Here is a 14,153-nt window from a genome sequence, read left to right on the forward strand (position 1 = left end):
TAAGTTGCTCTTAGCGAACGACAAGCACCGAGGTCTTAGCATGTCGCACAACACGCGCGGCATTAGAACCTATTAAATAAGTCGACATGCTTGGGCGGCGCGAGCCTACGACAATTAAATCCGCGTTGCACGCTTCGGCCTCTTTTAAAATTTCATCATAAATCGAACCCCACGTCACCATGACGGAGACTTGATCTGATGACAAATCAAGGGAAGCACCGAGTGCCTCTAACTCTTTATGCACTTTAGTTGTGGCGTCATCCTGAATTTTCATTAATTGCTGAGGATGCTCACCCATATAATATGTTGGGATAGAAGGACGTACGTTCATCAAGCGAATTTTGGCATGCGACATTTTAGCCAAATGGGCCGCATGGTTAAGCGCCCCTTCGGTAAGCTTGGGTTCTTCAATATCAACAGGAACCAGAATGACTTTATAGGCGTAATCCATTTCACTTCTCCTTCTGTTCAACATGTGTCGTTCACTTCCCTTGTAATAGCACATTTGAACGGTCAATAGATATTTCAGCCACGAAAGTGTGAGGTGTGGCTTAATTAGCATTGCACGCGATTAACCCAGCCACGCTTTGAGCGAAAAACTCCACAATAAATACTTAATTTCTCCATATTCTCTCCACATTCAATATAATAAATTAACCATATAAATCATTACATTACTAATTTACCCATTTAAGATTAAACCTATATTTTGGCTGAAATTCAAATACTATTCTGCGGTCGAAATAACGATTCCAATAGGCCTTATAAAATGAAAATTATGATTAAAATAGCAGCGTTATTATTAATATCGGCATCATTAAGCGGATGTATTGTCAGAGGCCATCATGGCCATTCGTCGCCTCCACCGCATTACGATTGGCACCAAGGCAACGGTTCCCATAACAACGGTGGAAACCATGGTAATCATCATGGCAACGGCGGCCATAACGGCGGTCATCATCGCTAATTTGGCGTAACCGACAAAGACTCTCTCTGTCGGTTATCCATCCTCATTACCACTTATATCGTTAGGTTATAAATATATAATCAATTTCTTTTTTAAGCTGTCTGCCGCTACTCTATTCGCATCAGTAATACAGCTATAGGTACGATAGCCATGCACGCAAACAGTGCTTTCGAACAAAAAAATTCTCCCCATTATTTCCATGCACTTGGAAATTTGCTTCCTGGGCTCGTTCTTGCTGGCGCTATCACCGCCGTTGCCATGTGGGCCGGCAATATCGCTTGGGTTGAAAATCTCGGTTTCGGTGCTCTGACGCTGGCCATCATCTTCGGGATTATTTTAGGTAATACAATTTACCCCAGCATTGAAACACCCTGCGCCGTCGGGGTTCATATTTCCAAACAGAAGCTCCTGCGTTTAGGGATCATTCTGTATGGTTTCCGTCTGACGTTTCAGCAAATAGCCGACGTTGGTATGACTGGGATCGTCACTGATGCCATAACGCTAACATCCACATTTTTGCTGGCCATGTGGGTCGGGCGTAAAGTTTTTGGTATGGATAGCCAAACCGTGATGCTGATCGGTGCCGGTAGCAGTATTTGCGGCGCAGCAGCCGTCATGGCAACAGAACCCGTGGTGAAAGCCGATGCCAGCAAAGTGGCCGTTGCGGTATCTACCGTGGTGATTTTCGGTACTATCGCGATCTTTTTCTATCCGTGGCTGTACCAGCTCAATGAACATTACCAATGGTTGCAAACTACGCAAGAAGGCTTCGGTATTTACATCGGCTCCACCATCCATGAGGTTGCGCAGGTGGTTGCAGCAGGACGTGCTATCAGCGATGAGGCGGGTAATGCGGCAGTTATCACGAAGATGATCCGCGTGATGATGCTGGCGCCGTTCCTCGTCATTTTATCCAGCTTTATTGCACGCAGTGTGCCAAGCAGCAAACAAAGTGCAACTAAACAAAAATCAGCCATCACCATTCCATGGTTCGCGGTGCTCTTTATCGTCGTCGCTGGTTTTAACTCATTCGATCTGCTGCCTGCGGCGCTCGTGCACCAGCTCATTACCTTGGACACCATTTTGCTAGCCATGGCGATGGCTGCGTTAGGCCTAACTACCCATATCAGCGCAATCCGTCAGGCAGGGATCAAACCTATTTTGCTGGCGAGTATTTTATTTGTTTGGTTGGTAGTTGGTGGGGCGTTGATTAATCATTTTGTGGGAATGTGGATATAGTTAACGCTTGTATAAAGCGGTGGTGTAAGGTTTCGACCGCCTTTGCCTATGATACTTTAGCGTAAGGTTTCGACCGCCAAGTGCCTATGCTGAATTGGTGTAAGGTTTCGTTCGCCTATCCGCCGCTGCATTCAAATACAAACTAAGTTGAAGGCGACCGAGTCGGGTGCGCCAGCGCGCGCACCCAACACCCGCGCGCTTTTATCCGAGACGCCATCTCCGCGCCGGGTCGGCATGCGCCATCCTTGGCGCCTCCTCCCCTCGTGAAAACATCCTGTTTTCACTGCTCTAAATACCATGACTTAAACTTAAAACAGATAAGATTTTGTCTTTTGTCTTTTGTCTTTTGTCTTTTGTCTTTTGTCTTTTGTCTTTTGTCTTTTGTCTTTTGTCTTTTGTCTTTTGGGTTTGACCTTTTCCGGCACGTTACCGGACAGCCGAGTGAATCATGCAGGTTAGGATTCGCCTACAGGGATGTAGGCGAAAGAACGGAGGAGCCAGGATGGCGATTGCCGTTCGTTCCGTTAAGACCGGAATGATGAATGAGGGCACCCGCGTAGCGGGCTGGAAGGGGGTGCCAAGCCGAGGCGTCGGAGGGCGGCGATTGAGCCCTCCGACACGGACGCCTGCACGATGCATAGGTAGAATTCAGGACTTTAGGCGGACGTAACCTTTCCCCATACTTAAGCTATAAAGGCAATTGAGCCGCCTTGCTCGAACACCTACACGATGTATATGTAGGACTCAGGATTTTAGACGGACGTAACCTCCACCACCTATTCATTCGCCTCCCCATCAATGCCATAATGCCTCCCAAAATGAGGAGAAAAAAATGAAATTTGTTGGAGCCCATGTCAGTGCCTCCGGCGGCGTTGATCAGGCCGTCATTCGCGCACACGAATTAAATGCAACGGCGTTTGCGCTGTTCACTAAAAATCAGCGCCAGTGGAAAGCCGCCCCGCTTAGCAGCGACGTTATCGATAAATTTAAGTCTGCGTGTGCTCAATATCACTATCAACCCGCGCAAATTCTGCCGCACGACAGCTATCTTATTAATCTTGGGCATCCCGTTGAGGAAGCGCTAGAGAAATCGCGTGACGCTTTTATTGACGAACTAGAGCGTTGCTCAGAGCTGGGGCTGACGCTGCTGAACTTCCATCCGGGCAGTCATTTGATGCAGATTGACGAAGACAAATGCCTCGCACGCATTGCTGAATCCATCAACATTGCTTTGGATAAAACGCAGGGCGTGACTGCGGTGATTGAAAACACCGCGGGGCAAGGCAGCAACCTCGGTTTTCGCTTCGAACATTTAGCTGCCATTATTGATGGGGTTGAAGACAAGTCGCGCGTCGGTGTTTGTATCGACACCTGCCATGCCTTTGCCGCAGGATACGATTTACGTACCGAGGAAGAATGCAGCAAAACTTTTGCTCACTTTGAGCGTATCGTTGGTTTTAACTACCTGCGCGGTATGCATCTTAACGATGCGAAGAGCACCTTCGATAGCCGTGTCGATCGCCATCACAGCTTAGGTGAAGGTAATATTGGCAAAACGGCCTTTAGTTGGATCATGCGCGATCCGCGCTTTGACGGAATTCCATTGATTTTAGAAACCGTTAATCCTGATATCTGGGCCGAAGAAATTGCTTGGTTGAAAGAGCAAGAATCCGCCGAGCAGGCCGCATAACCGACCCGAACACAGAAATAGCTAAAAAAATGGGTGCCGCGTGGGCACCCATTTTCATATCAGCGATAACCGTGAGTTACGCTAATTTCTCTTCCGCAATTTCCACGTCTGGACGTTTCAGCAGGGCGTACAAACCACCGGCTAGCAGCGTGCCCGCCACAATCGCAATCAGATATTGAATCACTGGAGTGATTGCGCCAGGGATGAGCAATACGAACAGGCCGCCATGTGGAGCCATCAGTTTAGCCCCGAAGAACATCGACAACGCACCAGTCAACGCACCGCCCGCGATACAGCAAGGTAGAACGCGCATTGGGTCACGCGCAGCAAACGGAATGGCCCCTTCGGAGATAAAGCACAGCCCCAGAACCAGCGCTGCTTTGCCACCTTCGCGTTCGCTTTGGGCAAACTTATTACGTGCAACCAATGTGGCAAAGCCCATCGCCAACGGAGGCACCATACCTGCGGCCATAATCGCCGCCATCGGTGCGTAGGTCTGGGTACTCAGCAGCGCCACACCAAAGGCGTAAGCCGCTTTGTTCACAGGACCACCCATATCGGTACACATCATCGCGCCTAAAATAGCACCCAAGATCACCGCGTTAGCCGTGCCCATCGCCTGCAGCCAATGTGTCAGACCTTCCATAATGGCGGCAACAGGTTTACCAACGATGTAAATCATCGCCAAACCGGTGATCAAGCTCGCCACCAATGGAATAATCAGGATCGGCTTCAGCGCTTCCATACTTTGCGGCAAATGCAATTTGGAGCTGATTGCTTTCGCCACATAGCCTGCCAAGAAACCAGCGATAATGCCGCCTAAGAATCCTGCACCGGTGCTGACCGCCAACATCCCGCCAATCAGACCTGGGGTTAAACCCGGACGGTCAGCAATGGAGAAGGCAATGTAACCCGCCAATACCGGCACCATCAGTGCGAAGGCTGAACCACCACCGATCTGCATCAACGCAGCAGCCAGCGTGCCCTGCTGTTTAAATGCCTCAATACCAAACACGAACGACAGCGCGATACACAAACCACCGGCCACCACCATTGGCAGCATATAGGAAACACCGGTCAGCAAATGACGATATGCCCCTGCGCTTTCTTTCTTCTTGCTAGACGTTGATGAGGTCGATTTCATCGCCGTAAAGGTTTCAGACTCCACCAGCGCTTTGTCCAGCTCCTGCGCGGTTTTCTTCAATGCTAAGCCGGTAGACGTGCGGTACATCGGTTTGCCAGAAAACTTGTTCAGGTCAACTTCAATATCCGCAGCCACGATCACGAGATCCGCAGCAGCAACTTCTTCTGGTGTGATTTCGTTACCCGCGCCCACAGAACCACGCGTTTCAACCTTCACCCACCAGCCACGTTTTTTGGCTTCAGCTTCAATAGCTTCTGCGGCCATAAAGGTATGCGCTACGCCGGTTGGACACGCCGTTACGGCTACCACGCGCATTTGGCCTTTGGCCGGAGCAGCCACCGCCGCGTTAGCAAACTGATAGGGCTGAGCTTCTGCTTTTGCCTGAGCCAAGAATGCTTCGGGTTCACGAATCGCTTTTTCTGCGCTGCCGACAAACAGACGTTTACCATTTAACGTAGCGTCTTGAGGCTGTTCATCACCGATAACGACGATAAGCTCCGCGTCCTGAGCCGCCTCTACCAAAGCGATATCCTGTTTTGCAACAACGCTTTCTAGCATGCGCTTAGCGAGATAGCTACGAGCCTGTCCCTGAGCGCCTTCGGTTAACAATAAGGTTTTCATGTGGCCATCCTCAATTAATTAAAAGGCTTCAGGTCAACACGCGCCATCATGGCGGCCAACTGGGTACGATCGGAAATGCCGACGTTGCTTTGGCTTACGGCCAGTGCAGCCACCGCCGTTGCCAAGCGCAGCGTATGATCGCTGGATTCGCGCATCATCAGACCATAGATCAACCCGCCAACCATGGAGTCACCGGCACCGACCGTGCTAACAACTTCACAGGCCGGTGGCTTAGCCAACCATGCACCCGACGCGTTAACCCACAGCGCGCCTTCAGCACCGAGAGAAATCACCACGTGGGCAATGCCCTGATCGCGCAGCGCATGGGCCGCCCCCACCACATCATCCAGCGTTGGCAATTCACGGCCAGCCCAGATTTCTAATTCACGACGGTTTGGTTTCACTAACCAAGGCGCAGCTTTTAATCCTGCAACCAGCGCTTCACGGCTGCTATCAAAAATGATGCACGGGCATTGGCTACGCAGGCGACGCATCCAATCGGTGAAGTCATCAGGATCCACGCCAGCCGGAAGGCTGCCGCTCACACATACCATATCGAACTGTCCCAGCCAGCTTAGAGAATCGTTAACAAAACGCTCCCAGTCCTGCTTGGTCACTTCAAAGCCAGAGAAGTTAAAGTCAGAAACTTCGCCGTCTTTTTCGGTCAGCTTCACGTTGATGCGTGTACGGCCCGCAACGACCTGAAAACGGTTGGCGATACCCAGCTCACTGAACAACTGCTGAAATCCGTCTTGGTTCTCTTTGCCAAGGAACCCACCCACGGTCACGTCAATACCAAGATCTTTCAGCACCTTGGCCACGTTAATGCCTTTACCCGCGGCATGCAGGCCGGCGGTCTGAACGCGGTTTACTTCGCCACGCTCAATTTCCGCGCAATAGCCAACCAAGTCATAGGCCGGATTCAGTGTAATTGTTGCTACTCTTCTGCTCATTCTTATGCCCCTTCGCCTAGACCATCATTGATAGCCTGACCAATTGCTTCTAATGCTTGCGCCGCGTCGCTACCGTTGGCAGTGAAACGCAGTCGATGACCTTTTTTAACGCCCAGCGCGACAACTTTCATCAGGCTGCGCCCATTTGCTGGAACCCCAGAACCGTCAAGATTGGTGACGGTGATCTGGCTTTCAAATTTCTTAATGGTGTTAACCAGCAGCGTGCCAGGACGAGCGTGTAAACCATGCTCGTTACGCAGCACGAATTCAGCGCTGACGATGGAATCTTCTTCCGCCACATCACTGGTCAGCAAAGCCACCAGCGATGCGGCATCAGCTGCTTTCAGCAAACGATCGGCTTGGTTGTTTTGCAGCAGCGAATTTAGATAACCCAGCATGCCTTCAGGCTGTGCATCGGCCATCGCCACGGTCAGCAACAATCCAACCTGCTCGCCATCCACTTCAAACGGAGTTTGTGGACGCGCAGCCGCTGCGGCGCTTGCCTGATTGCCAAGCGCGCTATCGCTGAGCCAAATACCCTGCCCCAGATTTAACGGCGCACGGGTAATCACATCGCTGACAAACTCTGCGTTAACGGCGCCTGCCTGCTGTAAACGACCGGCGTTGATAGCTTGCAACGTCATCAGGCTGTCAGCGGCAATATCTAAGGCCACCATGGTTGCATCAAAACGGAAAGCCGCAACGCTTCTTTCGCCCATCAGCAAGCTGCGCAACTCTTCTGCTGAAGTGGTTTGCGCCATCTGCTGCGCCACGCTGTCATCGCTTAGCACATGCGTCAGCTGACGCAGCAAGGCCAGATGCTCATCAGAGCGCGCCGCGATACCAATCACAACGTAGGCTCTTTGCCCTTCGCTCCACTCAACGCCTTGCGGGAACTGGAAAACTTTCACGCCCGTTTTCAGCACCATTTCGCGGGTATCGGTGGTTCCGTGCGGAATCGCAATCCCACTCCCCAAATAGGTCGAGGTTTGTTTTTCACGATTGAGCATGCCCTGTACGTAGCCTTCGCTTACATACCCAGCCTGAGTCAGTGCTGCTGCAATTTGTTGAATTGCTTCTTCTTTATTACTTGCCGTAGCGGCAAGATGAATATCTTGTGGGGACAGGTGAAACATAAACGCTCCTCTCACACTGGGCAAAATTCAAGATTGAATCGTTTCAGCTCTTTTTGGAAAAAAGTGCGCTGTATTTTCAATAACAGATCGAATACAACGCTGAATCGTTTCGATGAGTTTGGCCTTTGGCCTTTTTATAAGCAAGATATTCGCAGAAGGAGTTTTCTATTTTTTGAAGAACAGCACACTTTTGCTGAAGTGCTGTTATTAAATCGATGAAGCTGAGATAATTTGCTGAAGCTTGCTGATGGAGAGTATCAATGACAGTTAAAGTCGGCGTTGGTGTGATTATCGCCAACCCACAAGGGCAAATATTACTTGGGAAACGCTGCGGTAGCCACGCGCCCTTCTGGTCTATTCCGGGTGGACACTTAGAAGAAGGTGAAACTTTCGAGCAGGCCGCCATTCGCGAAGTAGAAGAAGAGACTGGGCTGATTGTGGCTGAACCTCGTCTGATCGGCGTCACCAATAATTTAGGCACCTGGATTGACGAAGGTGTGCATAATGTCTCCATGATTATGGTTGCCACCTATTTGCGCGGCGAACCGCAATTGCGCGAACCTGAAAAGTGCGAGCAGTGGCGTTGGTGTAACCCTCAGCGTATGCCTGAGCCATGCTTTGAAGCGTGCCGTCACGGTGTTCAGCTTTGGCTAAACGGCGAGTTTTATCATCCACCCATCACCAAATAATTTTCATCACTACACGTTTAACGCAAAAACACGAAAAATGATTACGGCATTTTCAACGCTGAATTTGCCGTATAGTTTGCCAACCCCAAACGCTTCTCACCCAATAAATGCACTTTTTCAGTGCAAAAATCTCTTCCCTCTCGGCAAAAGTTAGATTTAGTTATCACAACTGAAACAAAATTGTTAAATTTAGATTGTGAAATCGACACTTTTCCCTTAAATCTACTGCGGTGCACCACAAGCGTCACTGACGCACCATAATGGGGCACCATAAAAATGCAGATATCAGATTAACCTTATGCGAATCGGTTAATTTGCACCCACAACATCCAATAACCATTTGATATACATATAAAATAAATAGTTGGCATGATTTTTTTATTACCAATCAAGTAAACACAAATGGGCCATCCCGAAATTTAAGGAATTTTTGCTTATGAAATCTGTAATTAAAGCATCTGTAGCCGCTCTCGCCTTAGCTTTTGCCATGAGCTCTCATGCCGCTGAGAAACAGCTTATCGTGGCTACCGATACCGCATTTGTTCCTTTCGAATTCAAACAGGGTGATAAGTACGTTGGTTTCGACATCGATTTATGGGATGCGATTGCCAAACAGCTGAATCTTTCTTATACCCTCAAGCCAATGGATTTCAGCGGGATTATTCCTGGTCTGCAGACCCGTAACGTTGATTTAGCGTTAGCAGGGATCAGCATCACCGACGAACGTAAAAAGGCGATCGACTTCTCCGATGGCTATTACAACAGCGGTCTGCTGGTTATGGTGAAAAAAGATAACAACGACGTAAAAAGCGTGAAAGATCTGAACGGAAAAGTCGTCGCGGTTAAAAGCGGAACTGCTGGTGTTGATTACGCGAAAGCCAACATCAAAACCAAAGACCTACGTCAGTTCCCAAATATCGACAACGCCTATCTTGAGTTAGGCACCGGTAACGCAGACGCCGTACTACACGACACCCCAAACATTCTGTATTTCATCAAAACCGCAGGTCATGGACAGTTCAAAGCCGTGGGTGACTCTTTAGAAGCCCAACAATACGGCATCGCTTTCCCTAAAGGCAGCGATTTACGTGAAAAGGTCAACGGCGCGTTAAAAACGCTGCGTGACAACGGTACGTACAACGAAATCTACAAAAAATGGTTTGGCGTAGAACCTAAATAAGCACGTTATTACACAAATATAGCCTGACTCTCTGGAGGCGCTGGCTAAGTAGCGCCTCCAGACTTTGACCCATTTATACCCGTCATACTTCAAGCTGCTTATGCGTTGGCTGCTCCCGCTCACCCCAGTCACTTACTTGAGTAAGCTCCTGAGGATTCACGGGTTTGCCGCCTTCAAGCAACTTGAATTATTTTGGGTAATAGAAACATATTGCTGTTATTAGTAGGTTTTTTTAGTTTCCAGGAGAATACAACATGCAGTTTGAGTGGAGCGCCATTTGGGACGCTATTCCTATCCTGCTCGAAGGGGCCAAGCTGACGCTGTGGATTTCAGTGGTCGGTTTGCTTGGTGGCTTAGTTATCGGCCTCGTGGCAGGTTTCGCCCGTGCCTATGGCGGCTGGTTAAGCAACCACATCGCGCTGGTTTTCATTGAGCTGATTCGCGGCACCCCTATCGTGGTGCAGGTGATGTTCATCTACTTCGCACTGCCGATGATGCTACAGGCTTTCATGCCGGTACGTATTGATCCGCTCACCGCCGCGGTTGTCACCATCATGATCAACTCTGGCGCGTACATTGCGGAAATCACGCGCGGTGCAGTGCTCTCTATTCACAATGGTTTTCGTGAAGCGGGTTTGGCTCTTGGCCTCTCCAAACGCGACACCCTGCGTTATGTCATCATGCCGCTGGCATTACGCCGCATGCTGCCACCGCTGGGCAACCAATGGATCGTCAGCATCAAGGATACGTCTCTGTTTATCGTCATCGGCGTTGCCGAACTGACCCGTCAGGGACAAGAAATTATTGCCGGTAACTTCCGCGCAATGGAGATTTGGAGCGCAGTCGCGGTGATTTATCTGATCATCACATTGGCACTGAGCTATGTATTACGTCGTCTGGAAAGAAGATTGAAAATAATATGATTGAATTTAAACATGTTGATAAAAGCTTCGGTCAGACTGCGGTATTGCATGACATTAACCTGAATATTAATCAGGGCGAAGTGGTGGTTATCATCGGGCCGTCGGGTTCTGGAAAATCAACGTTGCTGCGCTGCATCAACAAGCTGGAAGAGATCAGCGCGGGTCAGCTGATTATCGACGGCATGGACGTGAGCGACCCTAAAGTCGACGAGCGCTTGATTCGCCAAGAAGCTGGCATGGTTTTCCAACAGTTTTATCTGTTCCCACACCTCACCGCGCTGGAAAACGTGATGTTTGGGCCAATCCGTGTTCGCCACATGAAGAAAGAAGATGCGGAAAAACGCGCACGTGAGCTGCTGGCGAAAGTCGGCTTGTCTGAACGTGCCGATCACTATCCGTCTGAACTTTCTGGCGGTCAGCAACAGCGTGTGGCTATTGCCCGTGCGTTGGCCGTTAAGCCGAAAATGATGCTGTTTGATGAACCCACCTCCGCCCTCGATCCAGAACTGCGTCATGAAGTGCTGACGGTGATGAAAGATCTGGCTGAAGAAGGCATGACGATGGTTATCGTTACCCATGAAATCGGCTTTGCGCAGAAAGTAGCATCGCGTTTGATTTTCGTCGATAAGGGCCGCATCACCGAAGACGGTGAACCTGACGCGTTGATCACCAACCCGCCAAGCGATCGCCTGCGTGAATTCCTGCAACACGTTTCCTGATATTTCCTCTAAAATAAAAGGGCTCGGTATAGACTGAGCCCTCGCTTCCCTGATTTGACGTAAGCAATAAATCAGCTATCTGTGAACGGCCGTCATTACCTTAACCATGCTTTCCCGCATTTTCTGGCACCATTAACATAATTGAAAGAATTGCCAATACACAAAATGCCACGTTAACCAGCAGCCCCGCAGACGCCGCCACAGCGCCTCCCAATGGCAATAGGGCCGTATAGACTGAAGCAGAGATCGCCATCCCAAAGGCACCACCTAGTGAACTCGCCATTTTATAAATACCTGACGCAACGCCAATTTTGTCGGCTGAAGCGCTGGATATTGCCGTATCGGTTGACGGAGTTGCATAAAATCCCAACCCTAAGCCAAATAGGATATAGCCGACAAAAACAACCACGACATAAGTTGTGTTGGGTAAAAACGTCAATGCCATAATCGCGACCCCAATACCAGTCGTCAGCGTTCCCCACACCATCGGTTTTTTAGCGCCAACCTTTTGTAGGATCTTCTCACCAACCCTAATCATTCCCAGTACGGCAATCAGGTAACCAATTGTCAATGCGCCAGATTGAAAAGCCGTGAAACCACGCTCTTGCTGTACATAGATACTAGCTACCAGCAACGTTCCAGCCACTGCATTAAGCATAAAATTAGAAAAACTCGCACCAGTGTAAGGACGGTTATCAAACAGAGCAAAGTCAATGAAACTACGCTCTTTCTTTAACTGCTCCACACGAAAGAAAATAAACAGCGATACCACGAAGATCACCAACAAACAGCCAACCTCAGCGCTGGTCCAACCAAATTTAGCACCTTTGGTAATAACCAGATTCAATGATATCAACGCTATCACAAAGCTTATCAAGCCCGAGTAATCAAATGGCTGTTTTTGCGACTCTTCAATTTTACTCTCCGGCGTTCCTCGGATCAGTAACATCCCTACAACAGAGAAGATGATTGAAAAAATAAAGATCCATTTCCAACCAAGGTAGGTTGCAATAGCGCCGCCCGCTAAGGAGCAAAGGCCAGATCCGCCCCACGAACCTATTGACCAAAAACTCAATGCCCGTTGCCGCTCACTGCCAGCATAGTAAGTTTTAATCAGCGCCAGAGTGGCTGGCATAATACAGGCGGCTGAGAGTCCTTGAATAATACGGCCAAAGGTAAACAACAGCGTTCCTTGCGCCAGAATCAAGCATAAACAGCCAAGGATACTGAGTATAAAACCGATATAAGTCATTTTTACTCGACCAAAAGTATCCGCTAGCCCACCAATTACGACAATAAAACAACCTGAAAATAAAGCAGATAAACTCACTGCTAAATTTAGAGACTCAAGAGGAATATCAATATCTGCCCGAACTGCGGGGATGATATTGACCATAGACTGTGCAAATAACCAAAAGGTCAGAACGCCAAAAACCATACCCAACGTTAGGCGATCGTTGCCTTTAAAAGAACTCTGTCCGACGTCTACATCGCTGACCAGTGACATAATGAACCTCCTCTGTTTATTACCTCCATGCGAGGTACAGCATGCATATTTCTGCGCCCCACACGTTGGATTTATAGGGTCATTTCCATATATGGAACTGAGCGGTACCTAGTTAAATCATTGCAAATAGGCCTGTGCTAACTCACACCAATATGCCGCACCGGGAAGTAATAACTCATCGTCAAAATCATAGGCGGGGCTATGCACTCGCGGAACATCAGCCCCCTCTCCTGCGCCAATCATTAAGTAGGAGCCATTAGGGTTTGCCTCCAACATAAAAGCAAAGTCTTCACTACCGGTCAGCGCTTTAGCATCGGTGCATACCCGAGCCTCGCCAAACAGATTCTGCGCAACTGAAATAGCAAACTGTGTGGCCTCAGCGCCATTAACCAATACGGGGCTACCATTGATATGCTCCAGCGTGGCTGTGGCTCCGAAACTTACAGCCTGCGCCGTTGCAATTTCTTGAATACGCTTTAGCACGAGTTGGCGCACGTCAGCATTTAGCGTGCGAATAGTTAATTTAAGCAGTGCATTGGCATTGATGATATTGGGAGCTTCCCCCGACTGTATGCTGCCGACGGTTACTACTGCTGGCTCAAAAGGCGTTACGTTACGAGAAACAATCGTTTGCAGCGCTACCGCAATTTGACAGGCAACAAGCCCCGCATCAACGGTCAATTCGGGAATACCGCCGTGCCCACCCACACCTTTCACATGGATATGCACCGTATCTGAAGAGGCCATCATCGCGCCGGTTTTGAAGTAAAAATGACCTTTTCTCAAACCAGGCATATTGTGCAAGGCAAAAATAGCGTCGCAGGGATAGCGCTTGAATAGGCCGTCCTCTAACATTAAGCGGCCGCCATACAGCAACTCTTCACCTGGCTGAAAAATCAGATGTAACGTCCCGTCAAAATTGCGGGTTTGGGCAAGATATTCAGCTGCATAGAGCAACGTTGTGGTATGTCCATCATGCCCGCAACCATGAAATTTACCGGTAAGCACGCTGCACCACGGTTTTCCACTATTCTCCTGCATTGGAAGTGCATCCATATCCGCTCGTAAACCTAACCTTTTACTTCCTCCTCCAACTTTTAGTGTCCCTACAACGCCAGTTTTACCCATGCCACGATCTACGTCATAACCCCATGCCTGCAGTTTGGCTGCTACGATATCACTGGTATTATGCTCTTCTAGGCCGATTTCCGGGTGACGGTGCAAGCTGCGCCGCAGCTCAATGTAGCGATCCTGATAACGTTCTAACACATCAATTATTTTTTTCATTGCCATTCCCTTTCTATCCGATATTGCTGTTTATTATTCGAGCATCAGCGTCTACATCCAAGGTCGGCGCTTGGGCAGAACATCCGTTTTTTTGCTCA

General features: G+C 49.1%; 13 protein-coding genes. 7 read left to right on the plus strand and 6 right to left on the minus strand.

The window, feature by feature from the left end; all coding sequences use genetic code 11:
• Positions 1 to 10 precede the first annotated feature (10 nt).
• Entirely contained in the window at positions 11 to 451 is a 441-nt protein-coding gene (locus U0008_RS13155) for a universal stress protein (RefSeq protein WP_043493930.1), read from the minus strand.
• 318 nt (positions 452 to 769) lie between these two features.
• Between U0008_RS13155 and U0008_RS13160 the strand changes: the two genes are divergently transcribed.
• From U0008_RS13160 to nfo, 3 genes are all read left to right on the plus strand, one after another.
• Complete coding sequence (locus U0008_RS13160) at positions 770 to 967, plus strand: hypothetical protein (RefSeq protein WP_131000392.1); 198 nt, start codon at positions 770 to 772, stop codon at positions 965 to 967.
• Positions 968 to 1,117: 150 nt separating this feature from the next.
• On the plus strand, positions 1,118 to 2,206 hold the full coding sequence (locus tag U0008_RS13165) for a YeiH family protein (protein ID WP_043493932.1): 1,089 nt from the start codon (positions 1,118 to 1,120) through the stop codon (positions 2,204 to 2,206).
• 832 nt (positions 2,207 to 3,038) lie between these two features.
• Positions 3,039 to 3,896, plus strand: coding sequence for a deoxyribonuclease IV (nfo, locus tag U0008_RS13170; protein ID WP_043493935.1), 858 nt, complete (start codon positions 3,039 to 3,041; stop codon positions 3,894 to 3,896).
• A gap of 76 nt (positions 3,897 to 3,972) precedes the next feature.
• On the opposite strand, the gene fruA is transcribed toward nfo, so the two are convergent.
• From fruA to fruB, 3 genes are read right to left on the minus strand one after another with little or no spacing between them, the layout of a single operon-like run.
• Positions 3,973 to 5,661, minus strand: coding sequence for a PTS fructose transporter subunit IIBC (fruA, locus tag U0008_RS13175; RefSeq protein ID WP_043493937.1), 1,689 nt, complete (start codon positions 5,659 to 5,661; stop codon positions 3,973 to 3,975).
• Positions 5,662 to 5,675: 14 nt separating this feature from the next.
• Positions 5,676 to 6,614 carry a 1-phosphofructokinase gene (gene fruK / locus U0008_RS13180; RefSeq protein ID WP_025798139.1) on the minus strand — a complete coding sequence of 313 codons (939 nt, stop codon included), beginning with the start codon at positions 6,612 to 6,614 and terminating at the stop codon, positions 5,676 to 5,678.
• 2 nt (positions 6,615 to 6,616) lie between these two features.
• Positions 6,617 to 7,750, minus strand: a complete 1,134-nt coding sequence (fruB, locus tag U0008_RS13185) for a fused PTS fructose transporter subunit IIA/HPr protein (protein ID WP_043493941.1) — start codon at positions 7,748 to 7,750, stop codon at positions 6,617 to 6,619.
• Positions 7,751 to 8,010: 260 nt separating this feature from the next.
• On the opposite strand from fruB, the gene U0008_RS13190 reads away from it, so the two are divergent.
• The 4 genes from U0008_RS13190 to glnQ all read left to right on the plus strand — a co-directional run bounded on the left by U0008_RS13190 (position 8,011) and on the right by glnQ (position 11,261).
• Positions 8,011 to 8,439 carry a nucleotide triphosphate diphosphatase NUDT15 gene (locus U0008_RS13190; protein WP_043493944.1) on the plus strand — a complete coding sequence of 143 codons (429 nt, stop codon included), beginning with the start codon at positions 8,011 to 8,013 and terminating at the stop codon, positions 8,437 to 8,439.
• Between the two features lie 436 nt (positions 8,440 to 8,875).
• Entirely contained in the window at positions 8,876 to 9,619 is a 744-nt protein-coding gene (glnH, locus tag U0008_RS13195) for a glutamine ABC transporter substrate-binding protein GlnH (protein WP_025798133.1), read from the plus strand.
• Positions 9,620 to 9,873: 254 nt separating this feature from the next.
• Positions 9,874 to 10,542, plus strand: a complete 669-nt coding sequence (gene glnP, locus U0008_RS13200) for a glutamine ABC transporter permease GlnP (RefSeq protein WP_025798130.1) — start codon at positions 9,874 to 9,876, stop codon at positions 10,540 to 10,542.
• Positions 10,539 to 11,261: a glutamine ABC transporter ATP-binding protein GlnQ gene (glnQ, locus tag U0008_RS13205; RefSeq protein WP_025798128.1), complete on the plus strand. Its 723-nt coding sequence runs from the start codon at positions 10,539 to 10,541 to the stop codon at positions 11,259 to 11,261. The genes glnP and glnQ overlap by 4 nt, the downstream gene beginning before the upstream one ends.
• A gap of 100 nt (positions 11,262 to 11,361) precedes the next feature.
• Here glnQ and U0008_RS13210 read toward each other — a convergent pair whose 3' ends face one another.
• On the minus strand, positions 11,362 to 12,768 hold the full coding sequence (locus U0008_RS13210) for an MFS transporter (protein ID WP_025798126.1): 1,407 nt from the start codon (positions 12,766 to 12,768) through the stop codon (positions 11,362 to 11,364).
• Between the two features lie 117 nt (positions 12,769 to 12,885).
• On the minus strand, positions 12,886 to 14,055 hold the full coding sequence (locus tag U0008_RS13215; RefSeq protein WP_025798124.1) for a M20 aminoacylase family protein: 1,170 nt from the start codon (positions 14,053 to 14,055) through the stop codon (positions 12,886 to 12,888).
• Between the last annotated feature and the right edge of the window lie 98 nt (positions 14,056 to 14,153).

Source organism: Hafnia alvei, from assembly GCF_034424155.1.
Lineage (GTDB): Bacteria > Pseudomonadota > Gammaproteobacteria > Enterobacterales > Enterobacteriaceae > Hafnia > Hafnia alvei.

What these genes read in the sequence shown, in the direction of transcription:
- fruA (WP_043493937.1), bottom strand. Translation starts at nt 5,661, where the DNA reads ATGAAAACCTTATTGTTAACCGAAGGCGCTCAGGGACAGGCTCGTAGC.
- U0008_RS13190 (WP_043493944.1), top strand. Translation starts at nt 8,011, where the DNA reads ATGACAGTTAAAGTCGGCGTTGGTGTGATTATCGCCAACCCACAAGGG.
- U0008_RS13155 (WP_043493930.1), bottom strand. Translation starts at nt 451, where the DNA reads ATGGATTACGCCTATAAAGTCATTCTGGTTCCTGTTGATATTGAAGAA.
- U0008_RS13210 (WP_025798126.1), bottom strand. Translation starts at nt 12,768, where the DNA reads ATGTCACTGGTCAGCGATGTAGACGTCGGACAGAGTTCTTTTAAAGGC.
- glnH (WP_025798133.1), top strand. Translation starts at nt 8,876, where the DNA reads ATGAAATCTGTAATTAAAGCATCTGTAGCCGCTCTCGCCTTAGCTTTT.
- fruB (WP_043493941.1), bottom strand. Translation starts at nt 7,750, where the DNA reads ATGTTTCACCTGTCCCCACAAGATATTCATCTTGCCGCTACGGCAAGT.
- U0008_RS13215 (WP_025798124.1), bottom strand. Translation starts at nt 14,055, where the DNA reads ATGAAAAAAATAATTGATGTGTTAGAACGTTATCAGGATCGCTACATT.
- glnP (WP_025798130.1), top strand. Translation starts at nt 9,874, where the DNA reads ATGCAGTTTGAGTGGAGCGCCATTTGGGACGCTATTCCTATCCTGCTC.
- U0008_RS13165 (WP_043493932.1), top strand. Translation starts at nt 1,118, where the DNA reads ATGCACGCAAACAGTGCTTTCGAACAAAAAAATTCTCCCCATTATTTC.
- nfo (WP_043493935.1), top strand. Translation starts at nt 3,039, where the DNA reads ATGAAATTTGTTGGAGCCCATGTCAGTGCCTCCGGCGGCGTTGATCAG.
- U0008_RS13160 (WP_131000392.1), top strand. Translation starts at nt 770, where the DNA reads ATGAAAATTATGATTAAAATAGCAGCGTTATTATTAATATCGGCATCA.
- glnQ (WP_025798128.1), top strand. Translation starts at nt 10,539, where the DNA reads ATGATTGAATTTAAACATGTTGATAAAAGCTTCGGTCAGACTGCGGTA.
- fruK (WP_025798139.1), bottom strand. Translation starts at nt 6,614, where the DNA reads ATGAGCAGAAGAGTAGCAACAATTACACTGAATCCGGCCTATGACTTG.